Here is an 18,736-nt window from a genome sequence, read left to right as displayed (position 1 = left end):
CCCCTCTGCAGCGGTCCCGCCCCGATCGGGGAGACCGCCGGGCACCCCTGCCCGAGACCTGCCGACCCTCCCACCACAAGGAGCATCACCATGACCCGCAGCCCCCTGGATCTCAGCGCCCTGGATCTCTCCCGACGCCGCGTCCTGGCCGGCCTCGGCCTCGGCGCCACCGCCGCGGGCCTGGCCGCCTGCGGCGCCCCCGCCGGAGGCGCCGGCGACGCCGGCAGCCCCGTGCGCGACGGCTTCTCCCAGGCCGACCTCAAGATCCCCTCCGGCTACGAGGGCCGCACCCCCGTGCTGTTCTGGGCCCCGTGGACCGCGGAGCTCTTCGCGGCGCTGCAGGGCCTGATCACCGAGTTCAACGAGTCCCAGGAGGACATCGTCGTGGTCGCCGAGTCGGTGGGCGGCTACGCGGACCTCAACCAGAAGTTCACCGCCGCGCTGCAGGCCCGCGCCGTCCCGGACATCGTCTGCTTCCCCGAGATGCAGTGGCTCCAGTTCTACTTCTCCGACGCGCTCGCCCCGCTGGACGACTACTTCGACGACTCCTGGAACCTGGACGTCTACCTGCAGAACTACGTCGCCGAGGGCAAGGCCGCCGGGAAGACCTTCGTCGTCCCCTTCGCCCGCTCCAACCCGCTGTTCTACTACAACAAGACCCGCTACCTCGAGGCCGGTCTGCCCGAGGAGGGACCCTCCACCTGGGAGGACCTCGCCTCCTTCGCGCCGGAGCTCGCCAAGATCCAGGTCGACGGCCGGCCGCTGGCGGCGATGGCCTTCGGCTCCGACGACGCCTGGTTCGCGCAGGCCGACATCTGGGGCTTCGGCGGCGCGAACTCCAACGCGGACTTCGAGGTCACCATCAACGAGGCGCCCGGCGTCGAGTGGCTCGAGTTCCAGCGGAAGTTCATCCACGACGACAAGTTCGGCTACCTGGCCCAGTCCGCCGGCACTGACTTCACCTCCGGCATCACCGCCGGCATGCGCGGCTCCACCGCCAGCCTGACGGGCCTGACCGCCGCCTCCGAGGGCGTGTTCGAGGTCGGCGCCGCGTTCATGCTCGCCAAGGAGGGCCAGGAGAAGGCCGTCCCCACCGGCGGCTCCGGCCTGTCCATCGTCCGCGCGGACTCGAAGGACCGCCAGGACGCGGCCGCCGCCTTCTTCCGCTTCCTCGCCGGTCCGGAGCAGTCCGCGACCTGGCACGCCGCCACCGGCTACGTGCCGATCGTCCAGGCGGCCGCCGAGACGAAGACGGTCACCGACCTCGTCGCCGCGAACCCGAACTACGGCGTCGCCCTCGCGCAGCTCGACAACGCCCGCACGGCCGACTACACCAACTGGAACCAGGGCTCGGTCACCCAGATCGGCGCCGCCCAGGCGACCGTCTACGGCGACAACACCCCGGCCCAGGAGGCCCTGGACGCTCTCGCCCCGAAGCTGCAGGAGGCCCTGGACGACAACCGGGAGGACTACGAGTCGGTGCAGTTCGAGGGCTGGAAGTGACCTCGACCCCGCCGAGGCCCCCGCGCTCCGCGATGCCCGACCGGCCCCTGGTGGTCGGGCATCGCGGGGCCGCCGCGGTGGCCCCCGAGAACACCCTCGCCTCCTTCCGCCGCGGCGTGGCCGACGGCGCCCAGCTGCTCGAGTGCGATGTCCATCTGAGCGCCGACGGGCACGACGTGGTCATCCACGACGGCACCCTGGACCGGACCGCGCAGGCGGACTCCCCGCTGCGCACCGGCGCCGTCTCCACCTTCTCCCGCGCCTCCCTGGACACCGTGCTGGTGGGCGAGGGGGAGGGCATCCCCGACCTCTCCGGGGTGCTGGACGCCGCGGTCCGCGAGGACGGGACCCGCATCCCGCTGCTGGTCGAGGTCAAGGCCGCCGCGGCCGCGGCAGTCGTCGCGCAGGTGCTGCGCGAGCGCTTCGGGGCCGATGCCCTGGCCGACGAGCAGACCTCCCCGGCCTGGGTCATCTCCTTCGACGCGGAGGCGCTGCGCACCGTCCGGGAGCTCCTGCCCGAGGTCCCGCTGCTGCTCACCTGCACCCGCACCACCCCGGAGCTGTTCGCCGCGGCCGAGGAGCTGGGCGTCGCCCAGATCGGCATCGGCATCGCCGAGGCCCGCCAGGCCGATGTCGCGCGCTGCCTCGCCCTGGGCGTGCAGCTGAACCTGTGGACGGCGCGCTCCGAGGTCGAGCTGGACCGGGCCCTGGAGCTGGGCTGCGACACCCTCACCGTCGACGATCCGGCCTGGGCCCTCGCCCAGCTGGACGCCCGCCGCTGAGCGCCCTCCCCGCACCGGTCCCCCGCCCTCCCCGAACCGCTCCGCGCCGGCACCGCCGGCCGCTAGCCTGACCGGACGACCCCATCCCAGGAGAATCGATGTCCCAGGTCCTCGCCCCGCCGACCGCCCGCCCCCGTATCGTCGGCCACCGCGGCGCCGCCACCCACGCCCCGGAGAACACCCTGGCCTCCTTCCGCCGGGCGATCGCCGACGGCGCCCAGCTGCTCGAGTGCGACGTGCACCTGAGCGCCGACGGCCATGTGGTGGTGCTCCACGACGAGACCGTCGACCGCACCGCGCAGCCGGACTCGCCGCGGCGCGGCGGCGCCGTCGCCGAGCTCACCCGGGCCGAGCTGGACGACGTCCTCGTCGGCGACGGCGAGCGGATCCCCTCCCTCGAGGAGCTGCTCGAGCTCACCACGGTGCCGGTGTTCATCGAGGTCAAGGCCGCCGCGGCGGCGGAGGCCGTGGCCGCGCAGCTCGCGGCGCTGCCGGAGGGCTCCCCGGCGAAGGCCTCCAGCGTGATCACCTTCCACCCCGAGGCGATCGCGCCGATCCGCCGCCTGTCCCCGTCCACGCCGATCTCCTACCTCGTCACGCGCGTGGACGAGGACGCGCTGCGCACGGCGGCGGAGCTCGGCGCCGTCGGCATCGGGCCCTGGATCGGCGGGCTGTCCCTCGCGGCCGCGAGGGCGGTCCGGGAGGCCGGCCTCGCGCTGAACCCCTGGACCATCAACCGGGCCGATGAGCTCGCCGTGGCCCTGGCCTGCGGCGCGGACACCATCACCACCGACGACCCGGCCTGGGTCGCCGCGCAGCTCGACGCCCGCGGCCTCTGAGGCCGTCCCCGTCCTCCGGCGCGGCCGCGGACGCGGGCGGTCGCGGCCGGGGACGTCACCCGGCCGTCGGGGGAGCAGCCCGACGGGAGGTCACCCGGCCGCGGGGACGGCGGCCTGACGGGAGGTCACCCGGCGGCGGGGACGGCGGCCTGACGGGCGGCGCGGGCCTCGGACATCACGAGGTCCGCGTTGATCTGCGCCCCGGCCATGCCGCCCGCGGCCGATGCCGGGGCGACCTGCGCCATCGGATTGGTGAGGTTGCCCGCCGCCCAGACGCCGGGGACCGCGGTCGCCCCGGTCATCGGATCCGCGGCGAGGTACGTGCCCATGCCGGAGGGGTGCTCCTCCAGCGCCAGGCCCAGGCCCGGAAGGATCGCCTCGCCCATGGCCGGCAGCGGGGCCAGGCGCGTCTGCACGGCCAGAGCCGTGCGGGGCAGCACGCGCCCGTCCTCGAGCTCGACGCCGGTGATCGCATCAACGGCCGTGAGCACGCGCCGCACCCGGCCCGGCTCGACCCGCACGCCCCGGGCCGTCAGCAGCGCGAGGCCCTCCGCGTCCAGCCCCTCGTAGCCGTTCTCCAGCAGCACGACGTCGGCGCTCAGCTGGCGGAACATGAGGGCGGAGTGGACGGCCATGGGGGAGGAGGCGATCACGCCGATGGCCTGGTCGCGCACCTCGTAGCCGTGGCAGTAGGGGCAGTGGACGACGTCCCGGCCGAAGCGCTCGGCGAGCCCGTCGATCGCGGGCAGCTCGTCGCGCACCCCGGAGGCCAGCAGCAGGCGGCGCGCCCGGTGCTCGGCGCCGGAGGCGGCGGTGACGGTGAAGGTGCCGTCCTCCTCGCGGCGGGCGGCGACCGCCGGATCCTCGAGGACGCGGCCGCCGTAGCGGCGCACGTCCTCGCGGCCGCGGGCCAGCAGCTCCGCCGGGGCGATCCCGTCCAGGGCGAGCAGGGCGTGGACGCCGGGGGAGGGGGCGTTGCGCGGGGCGCCGGCGTCGAGCACGAGGACGTCGCGGCGGGAGCGGGCGAGCATCAGCGCGCCGGCCAGGCCCGCGGCGCCGCCGCCGATCACGAGGGCGTCCAGCACGGGGGCAGAGGCGGAGGCGGAGACGGCGGTGGGGGCTGAGGTGTCGGTCATCGGGAGTCCTTCCGAGAGAGGCGGGAGCATCCCGAGTGTGCGCCGCATCCCCGGTACTGGCAAGCATGCTTGCAGCTATGGCAAACTGCCGGCATGACACCGCGCAGCACCGACCACGCCGGCCACGCCCCGCGGCGGCGCACCCCGGCACCGCCCTTCCCGGCGACCGCGACCGCGGCGACGGCCGCAGTGGCCGGCGACGGGGACCCCCTGGCCGCCCTCGGCCCGCATCTGCGCGCCCTGCGCACCCGCCGCGAGGCGACCCTGCGCGAGGTGTCCGAGGCGACCGGGATCTCCGTGAGCACGCTGTCCCGGCTCGAGTCCGGCGGGCGCCGCCCCAGCCTCGAGCTGCTCATGCCGCTGGCGAAGGTCTACGGAGTGAGCCTGGACGAGCTGGTGGACGCCCCCACCACCGGTGATCCGCGCATCCACATGCGCCCCGTGCGCCACGAGGGGATGACGATGATCCCGCTGACGCATCGGCCCGGCGGCATCCAGGCCGTGAAGATGATCTACGAGCCCGGCCCGGATCCCACCCCGGAGGACCTGCGCGTCCACGACGGGTACGAGTGGTTCTACGTGCTCAGCGGCTCGCTGCGGGTGATCCTCGGCGGGCACGACCTGGTGCTCGGCGCCGGGGAGGCGGCGGAGTTCGACTGCCGCACCCCGCACTGGTTCGGCGCCACGGGCGGCGAGAGCGTCGAGGTGCTCAGCCTGTTCGGCCCGCAGGGCGAGAAGGCGCATCTGCGGGCCCGCCCGCGCCGCGCCGGGGCGTGATCGGCGACGTCAAGGAATCTTGACTTTTCTGGTCAAGGACCCTTGACCTTCATGTCAAGGTCGCCTTACATTCGAGGCATGGACACCACGCAGCTCCCCACCGCTCCCGAGACCCGCACCCCTCCTGATGCCCCCCTCGTCCCCGTGCTCCGCGTCGTCAGCGTCCTGGCCGTCCGCCCCGTGCTGATCCTCGCCCTCGGGCTCGGCCTCCTGGCCGCGCACGCCTCGCTGCTGTACGCCAACGCCCTGGTGGTCCTCGTGGACCTGGCCGCGCTCGCCGTCCTCGCCGCGGCGCTGCGGGCCGAGGGTCGCAGCCTGCTGGACCTGCTGCGCCCGTGGCGCTGGGTCGATCTCGCCTGGGGTGCGCTGATGCTGGTCATCCTGCTGATCGGCTTCCTGGCCTCCAGCTTCGTCGCCAACCTCCTCGTGTACGGCGGTGCGCCGCCGATGCCGCGCAGCATGCCCGACATCCCGCTGTGGGTGGGACTGGTCGCCGTGCTCGTGGCGCCCCTGACCATCGCCGTCGCCGAGGAGGCCGTCTACCGCGGCTACGCCCAGCCCCGCCTCGCCCGCCGCACCGGGACCCTGCTGGCCGTCCTCGCCGTCGCCGTGGTCTTCGCCCTCCAGCACGCGGGCTTCGCCCTCACCTCCCCGGCCGATGTCGCCGCGAAGCTCCTGGCGACCCTCTTCGCCGGACTGATCCTCGGCGCCCTCATGCTGTGGACGCGGCGCATCGCCCCGCTGATCCTGGGCCACTGGGGCCTGGACCTCCTGCTGCTGGGCCTGCCGACCCTCGCCATCGCCCTGTCCTGACCCGTCCTGCCCCGAGCCGTCCCGTCCTGTCCCGATCCGGCCTGGCCCGTCCTGTCCTGTCCCGTCCCGTCCCGACCCGCCCTCTCCCGAGCCGCCCGGCGGCATCGTCTCCGAAAGGCACCCTCATGAGCACCGACCCCGCCCCCGACCGTCCGACCCGCCGCCGGCAGACGATGACGCCCGGCGCCCGCTACGGCATGCGCTTCGGCTGGGGGATGGGCCTGTACGCCGTGACCCTCGTGCTCGCGCTGATCCTGCGCAATCACGGCGTCGAGGGATGGCTGCCGATGCTGCTGACCCTCCCCTCGGTCGGCATCATCACCTGGGCGCTGGTGGCCTACTACCGGGAGTCCGACGAGTTCGCGCAGCGCAAGCTGGGGGAGTCCTTCGTCTTCGCCTTCGCCATCGGCGTGCCGATCCTGCTGGTCCTCGGGCTGCTGGAGGCCTTCGGCGGCCCGCACCTGAGCGGCATGATCGCCTTCGTGGTCATGATGGCCGCGTGGATGATCGGCTCCATCGTCTCCGCGATCCGCTACCGCTGAGGGGCCGAGCATGCGCAACGACATCAAGGCGCGCCGCACCGAGCTGCGCTGGTCTCAGGCCGAGCTCGCCGGCCGGCTCGGGGTCTCCCGGCAGACGGTCATCGCCATCGAGAACGGGAAGTACGACCCCTCGCTGCCGCTGGCCTTCAAGCTCGCCACCACCTTCGGCGTCCCCCTCGAGGAGCTGTTCCACCCCGACCCCGAGTGACCGCGGCGCCGCGGCCGCGGTCGACGGAGTGCGCCGGACGTGCAACGATGCGAGAGCCCCCACCGACCCCCGCAAGGAGTCGCCCGATGACCGCCCCGCGCCCCGACCGCCCGAACATCGTCCTCATCCAGGCCGACCAGATGGCCCCGCAGATGCTGGGCTGCTACGGCGACGCGGCGGCGCTCACCCCGCGCATCGATGCCCTCGCCGCCGGCGGCGCCGTCTTCGACCGGGCCTACTGCACCACCCCGCTGTGCGCCCCGTCCCGGGCCTCGATGATGACGGGCCGGATGCCCTCCGCGCTGGGCTGCGTCGACAACGGCGACGACTTCGCCGCCTCCACCCCCACCTTCGCGCACCGCCTGCGCATGGCGGGCTACCACACGGCGCTCGTGGGGCGGATGCACTTCATCGGCCCCGACCAGCATCACGGCTTCGAGCAGCGGCTGACCACGGACGTGTATCCCGCCGATCTCGACATGGTCCCCGACTGGGGTCGCGACCTGCACGACCGCCTGCAGTGGTACCACGATGCCGATGCCGTCCTCACGGCCGGGGTCTCCACGGCGACCGTGCAGCAGGACTTCGACGACGAGGTCGGGTTCCGCGCCCTGCGCCACCTCAACGACCGGGTCCGCGCCAACCGGGCGGCGGGGGAGGAGATCCCCTTCCTCATGGTCGCCTCCTTCATCCACCCCCACGACCCCTACGAGCCCCCGCGCGAGCACTGGGACCGGTTCGACGGGGTGGACATCCCGCCGCCCGCGCACCCCGAGGTGCCCGATCCGGCGCGGGACCCGCACTCCCATCGGCTGCGCGCCATGAGCGGCTTCGACCGCCGCGAGCCGACGGCCGAGCAGACCGCCCGCGCCCGCCGCGCCTACTACGCGGCCGTGAGCTACATCGACGACCACGTCGGGCGGATCCTCGACCGCCTCGAGCTGCTGGGCCTGGCCGAGAGCACCGTCGTGATCGTGACCAGCGACCACGGCGACATGCTCGGCGAGAAGGGCCTGTGGTACAAGATGTCGCCCTACGAGCAGTCCGCGCGGGTGCCCCTGATCCTGTCCGGCCCCGAGCACCTGGTGCCGCGCGGACGCTTCGCGAACCCGGTGTCCCTGCTGGACATCGCCCCGACGCTGTGCGACCTCGCCGGCGCTCCGGGCCCCGCCGCGGACGCCTCGGCCTCCGGGCCGACGGCCGAGGTCGAGGGTCTGTCCCTGCGCGAGAGCGCGGCGCGCGAACGCCGCGACGACGCCGCCCCGGAGGACCGCGACCTGTATCTCGAGTACCTCGCCGAGGGGACGTACCACCCGCAGGTCACGCTGGTGCGCGGCCGATGGAAGCTGGTGGTGTGCCCGGGCGACCCGGACCAGCTCTTCGACCTCGAGGCCGATCCGGACGAGCTGGTGAACCTCGCCCAGGACCCGGCCTGCGCCGAGCAGCTCGCCGCGCTGCGCGAGGCGGTCGATGCCCGGTACGACCTCGTGGCCCTCGAGCGCAGCGTCACCGACAGCCAGGCACGCCGGCGCCTGGTCGCCGGGGCCCTCGGCCGCGGCCGGCGCCGCCCCTGGGACCTCGTGCCCGAGGAGGAGCAGCGCTACGTGCGCGGAGACTTCTGGGGCGCCCTCGAGCACGGGAAGATCCCCGACCCCCAGCGCTGACACCGCCGGGCGCCTCCGCTCGGCGCGCCTCCGCTGGGCGCGCCTCCGCTGGGTGCGCTTCCGCTGGGCGCGGCGTGAGGCGGCCCGGCCGAGACGCACGGGACTAATACGGGGACATGGGCTCTATAGGGGCCTGTGTCCCCGTATTGGTCCCGCGAGCATCTGCGTGGCCCCGCGAGGGGAGCCTGCTGGACACGTCCCCCAGACGAACGCGGCCTGCAGCACCGGACGTCCCATCCCGCTCGGTACTCACTATTGCCAAGTACCGGTACTCAGTGTTACGGTCTAGCGGTAGTCAACGTCACCGAGTAGCGACCGCTGCTCGGGCCGGCCGCAGCGCACGCAGAGGAGGGCCGCCCATGCCCAGCCCCATGACCGAGATGCTCAAGGGCACGCTCGAAGGGATCGTGCTGGCGATCCTCGCCGCAGGCCCCGCCTACGGGTACGAGATCACCGCTCGCCTGCGGGAGCAGGGCTTCGAGGACCTCGCCGAGGGCACCATCTACGCCCTGCTGGTGCGCATCGAGCAGAAGGGCCTGGTGGACGTCGAGAAGGTCCCCTCCCAGAAGGGCCCGCCCCGCAAGGTCTTCACCCTCAACCCCCAGGGCTCCGCCTCGCTCGCGGAGTTCTGGACCACCTGGGACTTCCTCGCCGGCAGCATCGAGCGCCTGCGAGAGCCCGCCCCGGCCCCCATCGGTCCCGAGACCCCCCTCGGCTCCGAGACCGCCATCGGCCCCAAGGCCGCCCTCGGCGGGGCCTCCGAGAACCCGCAGGCCCCTCACCCCCGCGACGACAGGACACGATCATGACCGCCAAGTGGATCGAAGCGATCACCGGCTCCCTCGAGCAGAAGAAGCAGTACCGCCAGGACATGGCGCGCATCGCGGCCCTCCCGCCCGCCTATCGGGAGGCCGCCACGGCCGTCAACCGCTACCTCACCTACTCCAGCGGCTTCACCGACGGGGAGACGCTGGCCCGCATGGTCACCGACCACGCCGACCTGTGGGAGCGCGCCGCGCTGGACGGCACCCCCGTGCGCGACGTCGTGGGGGAGGACCCCGTGGCCTTCGCCGAGGACTTCGCCCGCGCCTACGCCGGCAAGGAGTGGATCGACAAGGAGCGCGCCCGCCTGCGCGCCGCCATCGACGACGCCTCCCGCAGGGACGGCGCGTCATGACCGCGGCGCCCGCCCTCGCGCCTGCGGCCCTCCGCGTGCGCGGGGTGACCAAGTCCTTCGGGGACCTCGCGGTGCTGCGCGGGGTCGACCTCGAGGTCGCCCGCGGCAGCATCCTCGCCCTGCTCGGCTCCAACGGCGCCGGCAAGACGACGCTGGTGCGGATCCTCGCCACCCTGCTCGCGGCCGATGCCGGCACCGCCGAGGTCGACGGCCACGACGTCGCGGCCGAGGCCCCGCAGGTGCGGGAGTCCCTCAGCCTGACCGGCCAGTTCGCCGCGGTCGACGAGGTGCTCACCGGGCGGGAGAACCTGATCCTCGTGGCGCGGCTGCGGCACCTGCCCCGCCCCGCAGCCGTGGCCGATGCGATGCTCGAGCGCTTCGCGCTGACCGCGGCGGGCCGGCGCCGCGCCGGCACCTACTCCGGCGGCATGCGGCGCCGGCTGGACATCGCCATGAGCCTGGTCGGCGACCCGCCGGTGATCGTCCTGGACGAGCCGACCACGGGACTGGACCCGCAGTCCCGCCTGGAGGTGTGGCGGACCATCCGCGAGCTCGCCACCGGCGGGACGACGGTGCTGCTGACCACCCAGCACCTCGACGAGGCCGAGCAGCTCGCCGACCGCATCGCGATCCTCCACGAGGGCCGCATCGTGCACACCGGCACCCTCGCCGAGCTGCGCGCCCTGCTCCCCGCCGCCCCCGTGGAGATGGTGCAGAAGCAGCCCTCCCTCGAGGACGTGTTCCTCGCCCTCATCGGCCATGACGGCCCGCCCGCCACGGCCCCGTCCGGCCCCACCGCGCAGGAGACCGCGTCATGACCGCCGCCGCCCATGCCCTCGCCGACACCCGCATCCTCACCGGCCGCTCGCTGAAGCACATCCTGCGCAGCCCCGACACCATCATCACCACCGCGATCACCCCGATCGCCCTGCTGCTGCTGTTCGTCTTCGTGCTCGGCGGCGCGATCGACACCGGGTCCGGCGGCTCGTACATCGCGTACATGCTCCCCGGGATCCTGCTGATCACCATCGCCTCCGGGATCGCCTACACGGCCTACCGGCTGTTCATGGACAAGCAGGGCGGCGTCTTCGAGCGGCTGCGCTCGATGCCCATCGCCCGCTCCTCGGTGCTGTGGGCGCACGTGCTCACCTCCGTCGTCGCGAACCTCGCCTCCGTCGCGGTGGTCCTCGCCGTGGCGCTGCTGCTGGGCTTCCGCAGCGGCGCGGGGATCGGGGCATGGCTCGCGGTCGCGGGGATCCTCGCCCTGTTCACCCTGGCCCTGACCTGGGTCGCCGTGATCGCCGGGCTCACCGCCGGCAGCGTCGAGGGGGCCAGCGCCTTCAGCTACCCGCTCATCTTCCTGCCGTTCATCAGCTCCGCCTTCGTGCCCACGCAGTCGATGCCCGGACCGGTCGCCTGGTTCGCGGAGCACCAGCCGGTGACCGCGATCGTCGACACGATCCGCGCGCTGCTGTCCCGGCAGAGCGTGGGCGGGGACATCTGGGTGGCCCTGGCCTGGATGGTGGGCGTGCTGGTCCTCGCCTGGATCGGCGCCGCCGCCGTCCAGCGCCGCGCGGCCCGCTGACGCGGCCGCGATCACCGGCCCGCGCGCCGCCCGCGACCCGGATCCGGCGCGCAGGCCGGCGATCGTCAGGCCCGCTCGGCAATGCCGGGCGATGGCCCGGCCGGTGGGGGAGCGGGGTCGCCGCCTCCCCGGCCGCCGCGCAGCAGCGCGATGCCGAGGCCGATGAACCCGACGTGCACGATCACCTCGAGCCAGAGAGGCGCCGCGTAGTCGCTCATGATGATCGTGAAGTCCGAGGCGGCATGGGTGAGCATGAGGGGCCAGATCCAGGAGAAGCGTGCCTGGTAGGCGGCCATCGCGAAGCCGGCGATCCCCGACAGCAGGACGTTGACCAGCACGTCGTCCACGGTGCGCGAGGTCGTCGCCAGGGCGGAGAGATGCTGCAGCCCGAACAGGGCCGCCGTGCCCAGCACCGCGCCGGTGCGGCCGAAGCCCCGGCGCAGCGTCCCCAGCACCGCGACCCGGCTGGTGAGCTCCTCGTTGATCCCCACCAGCAGCAGGGTCAGGCTCCACAGGCCCACGCCCGGCGGCGGCACCGCGAGCCCGCCCGGGATCAGCGCCCAGATCCCCGCCTCGGCCACGAAGGGGATCAGCCACAGCGCCGCCCAGGGCGAGCGCCACAGCCGGCCGATGCCCGAGGACGACCACATGCGCAGCGCCGTGACCAGGACGATCGCGAAGACGACGCAGGCGAGGTTCGCGAACAGCCCCAGGTACCAGCCGCTGATCCCCAGCAGCGGCCCCAGCGCCAGGGCGCCGAGGATCACGCCGAACCGGGCCGCATGGATCGCTGCGGCGATGGCCAGCGCAGCCGCGGGCGAGAGCGGCGCGGCGGGGTCTCGGGGCACGGCGGGGTGCGGGGATCGGCTCACGCCTCGACCGTAGATCCCGGCCGGCGGCGCCGGAATCGGGAAAACCCGAGAGGCGACCCCCTGCTACCGTCGCAGCCATGGCCACGATCTTCGAGCATCTGCGCAGCGACGACGGCGAGCACGTCGGCTACATCGAGATCACCGAGGACGACGCGTTCATCCCCTACGACCTGCTGCGACGCCGCCGCGGCGAGCCGATGGACCTCGACGAGGCGGAGGCGGTGCTGGACGCCATCGGCCTGCGGCTGCTCGCCGAGGACTGGCTGCTGCTGGTGCCCGGCGAGGGCGAGGTGCCCGTGCGCATCCAGGAGGTCACCCGGGACGCGGTGACGGTGGCCCGCACCCTCGACGGCGGCTCGATCCACGTCGCGAAGACCGTCGACCTCACCACGACCACCCGCCTGGACCTGCCGACGGACCGCCTGCAGCCGCGCCTCTGACGGGGGCCGCTGCAGGCTCGAGGCTCAGCGCCCGCGGTTTCGGGGGTGCTGGCGGGCCTGCCGCTCGTTGCCATGCCGGTAGTTCCCGGTCAGGCGCGCCATCAGCTCCTGCGGATCCTCGGTCTCGACGTCCTCGAGGAAGTCGGCGGCACGGCGCCCGCGCAGGGTGGTGGCGGGGCGGCCGTGATGGGTGATCACCACGGCGTCCCCGCGCTCGACGTACTCGAACCCCTCCGGCGATCGCATGGGGCGAGGCTAGCCCGGCCCTCCCGCCGCCGCACCCGGATTTCCGGGCGGGACCGGACCCTCGCTCGCGTCCGCCGGCTCGACCGGCTGAGCGGGCTCGACGGGGTCGGCCGGGTCGGTGCGGTCGGTGCGACGGGTGGAGTCGCCGGGGGCGGTGAGCTGGGTCGCCGCATTCACGTGCCCGAGCTTCTCGGGGCTCATCACCCAGTGGATCTGCGCGATCCCCTCCTCGGAGGCCGTCACCGTGACCAGGGTCGTCACCCGCCCTCCCTCGCTCAGGGTGGCGGCGGCCTGGCCGTTCACCGTGATCCATCCGATCGTCTTGCCGGTCCAGAAGTGATGGGAGAACGCCGCCACGAACCGGGCGACGCGGGCGCGCCCGTGGACGGGGATCCTCGCGGCGAGCTTCACCCCGTTGCCGTCGGTGCGGCTGGCGACGTCCCGGGCCAGGAGGCCCTCCAGCTCCTGGACGTCGCCGCGGCGGGCCGCGGCGAGGAAGGCGTCGAGCAGCCGCCGCTGCTGCGCCGGCGCGACCGATGCCGGCCGCCCCGACGTCAGGTGCGCGCGGGCCCGGCGCACGAGCTGGCGGGCGTTGACCGCGCTCGAGGAGATGATCTCGGCGATGCGCGCGTAGGGGTAGTCGAACGCCTCCCGCAGGATGTACGCCGCCCTTTCGGTCGGCGTGAGCCGCTCCAGGGTGAGCAGCAGGGCGAGGTCGAGCGCCTCGCCGCGCTCGGCCCCGAGCGCGGGGTCGTCCTGCGTGGACACCGGTTCGGGGAGCCAGGGGCCGATGTACGTCTCCCGGCGGACCCGGGCGGACTGCAGCTGGGTGATCGCGAGCCGGGTGGTGATCGTCGCGAGGAAGGCCGGCGGGTCCTGGACCTGCGTGCGATCCGCGCCCTGCCAGCGGATCCACGTCTCCTGGAGGATGTCCTCGGCATCGGCCGCCGTGCCCAGCATCCGGTAGGCGATGCCGAACAGCCGCCGCCGCTGCGCGGCGAAGACCGCCGCCGCCGTCCCGAGATCGCCGTCCTCGCCCATCGTCGCCGCACCGCCCCTTCCGTGCTGCTGCGAACGTACCAGCATCCTCATCCCCGTCCTTCCTGTCCTCGCGCCCTCCGGCCTCGCCCTCAGGGGGTGACCGGACCGGGCCCCGATCCGTGACAGGACGTGGCCGTTCTCACCGCGCTGTCACGGCAGCGGTCGCCGTCCGGTCCTTCCTCGTGGACGCCACCACCGGCATCCCCTCACGAAAGGCAGGGACATGGCACGGATCATCGTCATCGGAGGCACCGGCCTCATCGGATCGAAGGTCGTCGAGAAGCTGGCCGCGCACGGCCACGAGGCGGTCGCCGCATCGCCGCGCACCGGGGTCGACGCGTTCACCGGCGCGGGGCTGCGCGACGCGCTCGCCGGAGCGGACACCGTCGTGGACGTCTCGAACTCCCCCTCCTTCGCCCCGGCGGACGTGATGGAGTTCTTCACGACCTCGACCCGCCACCTCCTCGAGGCCGAGGCCGATGCGGGAGTGGCGCACCACGTCGCGCTCACCATCGTCGGCACGGACCGGCCGCAGGACATCGCGTACTTTGCGGCGAAGTCCGCGCAGGAGGCGCTGATCCGCGCCTCGGGCATCGGCTTCTCGCTCGTGCACGCCACGCAGTTCTTCGAGTTCGTCGGCGCGATCGCCGACATCGCGACCGAGGGGGACACGGTCACGCTCCCCGGCGCCCTCGTCCAGCCCATCGCCGCGGTGGACGTCGCCACCGCGGTCGCCCGCGCGGCCGCCGGCGCCCCCACGGGAGACCGAGAGATCGCAGGACCGGAGGCCTTCGGGATGGACGAGTTCGCGCGGCGCGCCCTCGCCTTCCGCGGGGACCGCCGCACGGTCGTCCGCGACGACAGCGCCCCGTACTACGGAGCGCAGATCGCCGAGCGCACCCTCGTCCCGGTGGCGGGGGCCGAGATCTTCCCGACCACCCTCGAGGAGTGGCTTCCGCGCAACCCCGCCCGCGCCTGAGGGGGACGGGGCGGGGCGCGGCCGAGCCACCGCGCCCCGCCCTGCCCTGCCCCGCCCGCCCCGACCAGCCCCAGCTCGCCCCGGCCTGCCGCGCCCCGCCCCGCCGGGCGGGAGCATCGGGGCCCGCTACCCTGCCAGGGTGAGCACTCCGCGCCCTCGCCGTCACGACCCGGACCGCCGGGACCGGATCATCGACGCCTGCCTGGACGTGATCGCCGAGCACGGCGTCGCCGGCACCTCGCACCGTCGCGTGGCCGCCGCGGCCGATGTCCCGCTGGGGTCGATGACCTACCACTTCGACGGCATGGACGCGCTGCTGCGGGAGGCGTTCACCCGCTTCGCCGACCAGGTCGCCACCCTCGCCGAGCGGCGCATGGCCGCCGCCGGCTCCCTCGAGGAGGCGCTGGACGCCTTCGCCGCGAACATCGAGGAGGACGTCTTCGGCACCCAGCGCGACCTCGTCATCACCCACGAGCTCTACACGCTGGCCGCACGGCGCCCCGAGTACCGCGACATCACCACCGCCTGGATGGCCCGCACCCGCGCCACCCTCGAGCCCTTCGTCGACAGCACCACCGCGGTGCTGCTGGACGCGATGAACGAGGGCCTCAGCATCCATCGGGCGCTGCATCAGCACAGCCCCCGCCCCGGTCTGGCCCGCGAGGCGATCGCCCGCCTGGTGCGGCCCGCCCTCTGACCTGCAGCCCCGACACCCCGCCCCGTTCCGGCCGGCGCGCCCGATCCACGCGGGTTGCCCGATGCGCCTGATGCGCACGGCGGCACCGGCTCGGCCGCGGCCGACCCGTCCTCTGCACTGCCCAAGGCCGGTCGACACCGGCTACCGTGCGCGGGCTCGCCGGCCCCTCGCCCGCAGGGCCAGGACGAGCGCCGTCGCGGCGAGGTAGACGGATCCCGTGAGCACCCAGTCGGCTGGGCCGAACGAGCCGGAGAGCTCGGCGGGCAGCAGCGCGGAGGCAAGGGCGATGGCGATGTGGAACCCGCCGTGCACACCGGCGGCCACCCACATCGAGCCCGTGACCAGCACGAGCGCGCCCGCGAACGCGCCGAAGCCGAGCGGGATCGTCAGGTACAGGACGAAGTCCAGCGCGCTCTGCTGCCCGCCGGAGGACACGAGGTGGATGATCGTGAAGGCGAGCGTCGTCCACAGCAGCGTCACCATCGGCCGGGCGCGGGTGACCGAGAACAGCCACCCGCGGTACAGCACCTCCTCCGGGATGCCCTGCAGCAGGTAGGCCTGTGCCACGGTGACCAGCACCAGGAGCCACGCGGCCGTGCGGGGCGCCGCGCCGCCGTCGGCGCCGGCCGCGCCGGGGTCGGGGTCGGAGCCGGGCGAGCCGCCCAGGAGCAGCGCGCCGATGCCGAGCACCACGGCCATCACGACCACGCTCGCGAGCGTCCCCGCGGCGAGGCCCCGCACCGCCGCAGCCCATCGCGCACCGCGCCGCGCCCGGGACGCAGGGGCGCCGGCCGCCGCGGGCTCGTCGGGGTCCAGCGGCCGCAGCACAGCGTGCAGCGGGCGGCGCTCGACAGTCCGCATCCACAGCCCGACCAGCAGCACGACGCCGAGGCAGACCAGGGCGCACATCGCGACGGCCAGCAGACCCTGCGGCATGCTGTTCGGCGCGAAGCGCAGGGCGAGCGGGGTCAGCGCCGCCGCGGCGGCGAGGTTGGCGCCCAGCAGGATCGCGAGCGCCGCGACCGCCCGCACGAGCAGACCCCACCAGGCGATCGGGATCCGGGGCGCGGTGCAGCCGGGGCGGGACCCCTGGTCAGGGCCATCCCCGGCCCGTTCGGCGCGCGGCGGGCCGGAGTCGTCGGCGGACGGGGAGCGGGGCGGGGTCGGCGAGGCGGAGCCGGCGGCGGTATCCATGTCCTCGACGCTAGGGTCCGGTCCCGGCGGCCCCCAGCACCCGGGGTCATGACCGCCATGACGCAGGGCATCGGTGGGGCCGCGGGAGTCATGACCCCGGTCACGCGCGGCGGCCGCCGACCGCGGATACGGTGGGCGCATGCCAGTCCCGGCCCCGATCCCGACGCGCGTGCCCGCCGGACCGTCCCGGCCCGAAGCGGCCGTGACCCGGCGGCGCGTGCATCACCCGGCCCTGCTGGACGTGGTCCTCGGGATGGCCGTCGTGCTGTTCCTGAGCCGGTTCCTCCTCGACCTCTCCGGGAGGACGCCTCCGGGGGTGGCGGCGCTCGGGTGCGTGACGGCTGCGGCGATCATCGGCACGTGGATGCTCTGGCGGCGTCGACGCGAAGCGGGCACGGCCTCGTCCCGCCGGGTGGCGATCGCCTTCGCCGTGGTCGCGGCCGCGGCATACCTGCTGTCCAACAGCCTCTCGAGCATCGGCGTGCAGTGGGTCGCCACGCTCGTGCTCACCCTCGAGCTCGGGGTGCTGGCCAGCCTCGCCTACGCCGCGCTGATCGCGACGACGACCGTGGCGATCCACGCCCTCCTCGGCACGGGCCTCGCCCAGGGCATGCTCGAGGGTATCGGGGTGACGCTGCTGCTCGTGGTCGGCATCGAGTTCGCGGTGCTGCTGCGCAGCGCCGAACGGCTGGATGCCGACCGTCTGGCGGCGCTCGATGCCGCCGAGCGGGCCAATGCCGATCTGGCCGCGGCGAACGCCCAGCTGCGGGAGGCCAACGCCGATCTCGAGGACGCCAACATGCAGCTGCGCCGCGAACGGGGGCATGCGCAGGATCTCGCCCTCGCGGAGGAGCGGGCCCGCATCGCGACCGCGCTGCACGACGGCCTGGGCCATCGGCTCACCGCCATCGGGCTGAGCCTGGACTACAGCGCCCGGATGCGCGAGCGCGAGCCCGAGCGGGCGGCTGCCGAGGTCCGCCTCGCCCGGGCGACCGCCTCCGACGCCCTCGAGGAGATGCGGCGCGTCGTGCGTGCCATGCACCCCGTCACGACCGACGCGGACGACGTCGCGGGGTCCCTCGCCGCCCTCGCCCAGTCCTTCGCCTCCACCGGGCTCGAGGTCGCGTTCCGGCGCGAGGGGACCGGGGGCATCGGCCGGGAGCAGGGCCTGCTCCTGCTGCGCGTCGCGCAGGAGGGGCTCACGAACGTCGTACGGCACGCGGGCGCCTCGCGCGCCGAGCTGCGGCTCGAGCACGAGGGTCCTGCCGTGCGGCTCCTCGTGCTCGACGACGGGAGGGGCGCGGACGTCCCCGGCGGCCCGGACGCCCCGCCCGGCATCACCCGGGGGTTCGGCCTGCGCTCGATGGGGGAGCGGGCCCAGCTCCACGGAGGTCAGGTCGGGATCGCCGTCGGCGCGGGCCTGGAGCGGGCCGATGGCGGCGCCGGCGTCGCGCTGCGCCTCGACCTGCCCGCCGCCGCGGACCGCGAGCGCGCGGCATGAGCAGCGCGGAGGGCCCGGCCCCGTGGCGCGTCGTGGTCGTCGACGACCATGAGCTGCTGCGGCGCGGACTGCGTCTCGTGCTCGAGACGATCGACGACCTCGCCGTCGTGGGCGAGGCCGCCGACGGGCACGAGGCGCTCGCCGTCATCGCGGCCCGGGCGCCGGACGTCGTGATCACCGATGCGCGCATGCCGGGTCTCGACGGACTGGGGCTGGTGCGGGCCTGCACGACGGCGCATCCCGGGCTGCCGCTGCTCGTCCTGACGACCTTCGAGGACGCCGCGCTCGTGCGGGCCCTCGTCGACGCCGGCGCCGCCGGGTACCTGCTCAAGGACATCGCCCCGGACCGGCTGGCCGAGTCGGTGCGCGCCGTCGCCGTGGGCGGTCTCGTGCTCGACCCCCGCATCGCCCGGCACGCCCGCTCCCCGGGACCGGAGGACGATGCCGCTGCCGCGCCGCTCGCGATCCTCACCCGCAGCGAGCGCGCGGTCGCCGGCGGCGTCGCGCAGGGTCGCACCAACGGCGAGATCGCGGCGTCCCTGCACCTGGCCGAGGGCACGGTGAAGAACCACGTGTCCGCGCTGCTGCGCAAGCTCGAGGCCCGGGACCGGACGGCGCTCGCGCTGCAGCTGGCGAAGGCGCTCGGCCGCGAGCTGCCCTGACGCCGGGACCGGCACCGTCCCGGTGCCATCCGCCGGGCTGGGGCGGACGGCCGCGCCGGCTCGCGCCGCAGGTGAGCC

The 18,736-nt window shown here is 74.4% G+C and carries 21 protein-coding genes and 1 pseudogene; 17 read left to right on the top strand and 5 right to left on the bottom strand.

Annotated elements, in window-relative coordinates; translation table 11 throughout:
• The first annotated feature begins 90 nt into the window (after positions 1 to 90).
• The 3 genes from BF93_RS11215 to BF93_RS11205 all read left to right on the top strand — a co-directional run bounded on the left by BF93_RS11215 (position 91) and on the right by BF93_RS11205 (position 3,124).
• Complete coding sequence (locus BF93_RS11215) at positions 91 to 1,503, top strand: ABC transporter substrate-binding protein (RefSeq protein WP_038372708.1); 1,413 nt, start codon at positions 91 to 93, stop codon at positions 1,501 to 1,503.
• Between the two features lie 32 nt (positions 1,504 to 1,535).
• Positions 1,536 to 2,285, top strand: a complete 750-nt coding sequence (locus tag BF93_RS11210; protein WP_038372778.1) for a glycerophosphodiester phosphodiesterase — start codon at positions 1,536 to 1,538, stop codon at positions 2,283 to 2,285.
• Positions 2,286 to 2,383: 98 nt separating this feature from the next.
• Positions 2,384 to 3,124 (top strand): glycerophosphodiester phosphodiesterase, encoded by a 741-nt coding sequence (locus tag BF93_RS11205; protein WP_051486862.1) that lies wholly within the window; start codon positions 2,384 to 2,386, stop codon positions 3,122 to 3,124.
• A 125-nt stretch (positions 3,125 to 3,249) separates the two neighbouring features.
• Here BF93_RS11205 and BF93_RS11200 read toward each other — a convergent pair whose 3' ends face one another.
• Positions 3,250 to 4,260 carry an NAD(P)/FAD-dependent oxidoreductase gene (locus tag BF93_RS11200; RefSeq protein ID WP_051486861.1) on the bottom strand — a complete coding sequence of 337 codons (1,011 nt, stop codon included), beginning with the start codon at positions 4,258 to 4,260 and terminating at the stop codon, positions 3,250 to 3,252.
• 93 nt (positions 4,261 to 4,353) lie between these two features.
• Between BF93_RS11200 and BF93_RS11195 the strand changes: the two genes are divergently transcribed.
• The 9 genes and pseudogenes from BF93_RS11195 (at position 4,354) to BF93_RS11155 (ending at position 11,026) form a co-directional block, all read left to right on the top strand.
• Positions 4,354 to 5,037 carry a helix-turn-helix domain-containing protein gene (locus BF93_RS11195; RefSeq protein WP_084148482.1) on the top strand — a complete coding sequence of 228 codons (684 nt, stop codon included), beginning with the start codon at positions 4,354 to 4,356 and terminating at the stop codon, positions 5,035 to 5,037.
• A gap of 78 nt (positions 5,038 to 5,115) precedes the next feature.
• Positions 5,116 to 5,850 carry a CPBP family intramembrane glutamic endopeptidase gene (locus tag BF93_RS11190; protein ID WP_051486860.1) on the top strand — a complete coding sequence of 245 codons (735 nt, stop codon included), beginning with the start codon at positions 5,116 to 5,118 and terminating at the stop codon, positions 5,848 to 5,850.
• A gap of 125 nt (positions 5,851 to 5,975) precedes the next feature.
• Entirely contained in the window at positions 5,976 to 6,392 is a 417-nt protein-coding gene (locus tag BF93_RS11185) for a hypothetical protein (RefSeq protein ID WP_051486859.1), read from the top strand.
• Between the two features lie 10 nt (positions 6,393 to 6,402).
• Positions 6,403 to 6,600, top strand: a complete 198-nt coding sequence (locus tag BF93_RS11180) for a helix-turn-helix transcriptional regulator (RefSeq protein ID WP_038372707.1) — start codon at positions 6,403 to 6,405, stop codon at positions 6,598 to 6,600.
• 86 nt (positions 6,601 to 6,686) lie between these two features.
• Complete coding sequence (gene betC, locus BF93_RS11175) at positions 6,687 to 8,264, top strand: choline-sulfatase (RefSeq protein WP_038372706.1); 1,578 nt, start codon at positions 6,687 to 6,689, stop codon at positions 8,262 to 8,264.
• A gap of 359 nt (positions 8,265 to 8,623) precedes the next feature.
• Positions 8,624 to 8,941, top strand: a pseudogene (locus BF93_RS11170) (PadR family transcriptional regulator); the annotation flags it as partial.
• A gap of 128 nt (positions 8,942 to 9,069) precedes the next feature.
• Positions 9,070 to 9,441 (top strand): DUF1048 domain-containing protein, encoded by a 372-nt coding sequence (locus tag BF93_RS11165; protein ID WP_038372705.1) that lies wholly within the window; start codon positions 9,070 to 9,072, stop codon positions 9,439 to 9,441.
• On the top strand, positions 9,438 to 10,259 hold the full coding sequence (locus BF93_RS11160; RefSeq protein ID WP_038372704.1) for an ABC transporter ATP-binding protein: 822 nt from the start codon (positions 9,438 to 9,440) through the stop codon (positions 10,257 to 10,259). Before BF93_RS11165 ends, BF93_RS11160 begins: the two co-directional genes overlap by 4 nt.
• A complete protein-coding gene (locus BF93_RS11155) occupies positions 10,256 to 11,026 on the top strand; it encodes an ABC transporter permease (protein WP_038372703.1) in 771 nt (256 codons plus the stop codon). Before BF93_RS11160 ends, BF93_RS11155 begins: the two co-directional genes overlap by 4 nt.
• Before the next feature lie 65 nt (positions 11,027 to 11,091).
• Here BF93_RS11155 and BF93_RS11150 read toward each other — a convergent pair whose 3' ends face one another.
• The gene (locus BF93_RS11150; protein WP_038372702.1) at positions 11,092 to 11,898 is read right to left on the bottom strand and encodes a CPBP family intramembrane glutamic endopeptidase; all 807 of its coding nucleotides are present in this window, start codon (positions 11,896 to 11,898) and stop codon (positions 11,092 to 11,094) included.
• A 77-nt stretch (positions 11,899 to 11,975) separates the two neighbouring features.
• Here BF93_RS11150 and BF93_RS11145 point away from each other — a divergent pair, with 77 nt between their 5' ends.
• Positions 11,976 to 12,338 (top strand): hypothetical protein, encoded by a 363-nt coding sequence (locus BF93_RS11145; protein WP_038372700.1) that lies wholly within the window; start codon positions 11,976 to 11,978, stop codon positions 12,336 to 12,338.
• Positions 12,339 to 12,362: 24 nt separating this feature from the next.
• Here BF93_RS11145 and BF93_RS11140 read toward each other — a convergent pair whose 3' ends face one another.
• Positions 12,363 to 12,584 (bottom strand): hypothetical protein, encoded by a 222-nt coding sequence (locus BF93_RS11140; RefSeq protein ID WP_038372699.1) that lies wholly within the window; start codon positions 12,582 to 12,584, stop codon positions 12,363 to 12,365.
• 9 nt (positions 12,585 to 12,593) lie between these two features.
• A complete protein-coding gene (locus tag BF93_RS11135) occupies positions 12,594 to 13,670 on the bottom strand; it encodes an RNA polymerase sigma-70 factor (protein ID WP_232226337.1) in 1,077 nt (358 codons plus the stop codon).
• A 178-nt stretch (positions 13,671 to 13,848) separates the two neighbouring features.
• On the opposite strand from BF93_RS11135, the gene BF93_RS11130 reads away from it, so the two are divergent.
• Both BF93_RS11130 and BF93_RS11125 read left to right on the top strand, forming a co-directional pair.
• Complete coding sequence (locus BF93_RS11130) at positions 13,849 to 14,604, top strand: SDR family oxidoreductase (RefSeq protein ID WP_038372698.1); 756 nt, start codon at positions 13,849 to 13,851, stop codon at positions 14,602 to 14,604.
• A gap of 139 nt (positions 14,605 to 14,743) precedes the next feature.
• The gene (locus BF93_RS11125) at positions 14,744 to 15,301 is read left to right on the top strand and encodes a TetR/AcrR family transcriptional regulator (RefSeq protein WP_038372696.1); all 558 of its coding nucleotides are present in this window, start codon (positions 14,744 to 14,746) and stop codon (positions 15,299 to 15,301) included.
• 141 nt (positions 15,302 to 15,442) lie between these two features.
• Here the strand turns inward: BF93_RS11125 and BF93_RS19030 are convergent, their stop codons facing one another.
• Positions 15,443 to 16,495 (bottom strand): CPBP family intramembrane glutamic endopeptidase, encoded by a 1,053-nt coding sequence (locus tag BF93_RS19030; protein WP_051486858.1) that lies wholly within the window; start codon positions 16,493 to 16,495, stop codon positions 15,443 to 15,445.
• Between the two features lie 139 nt (positions 16,496 to 16,634).
• On the opposite strand from BF93_RS19030, the gene BF93_RS11115 reads away from it, so the two are divergent.
• Positions 16,635 to 17,996 carry a sensor histidine kinase gene (locus BF93_RS11115; protein ID WP_084148479.1) on the top strand — a complete coding sequence of 454 codons (1,362 nt, stop codon included), beginning with the start codon at positions 16,635 to 16,637 and terminating at the stop codon, positions 17,994 to 17,996.
• Entirely contained in the window at positions 17,993 to 18,658 is a 666-nt protein-coding gene (locus BF93_RS11110; RefSeq protein WP_038372765.1) for a response regulator transcription factor, read from the top strand. Before BF93_RS11115 ends, BF93_RS11110 begins: the two co-directional genes overlap by 4 nt.
• The last annotated feature ends 78 nt before the right edge of the window (positions 18,659 to 18,736 follow it).

The organism is Brachybacterium phenoliresistens, from assembly GCF_000576425.1.
GTDB classification, from domain to species: domain Bacteria; phylum Actinomycetota; class Actinomycetes; order Actinomycetales; family Dermabacteraceae; genus Brachybacterium; species Brachybacterium phenoliresistens.
Note: the sequence above shows the minus strand (reverse complement) of the source record. Positions and strands in the feature narration are given on the sequence as shown.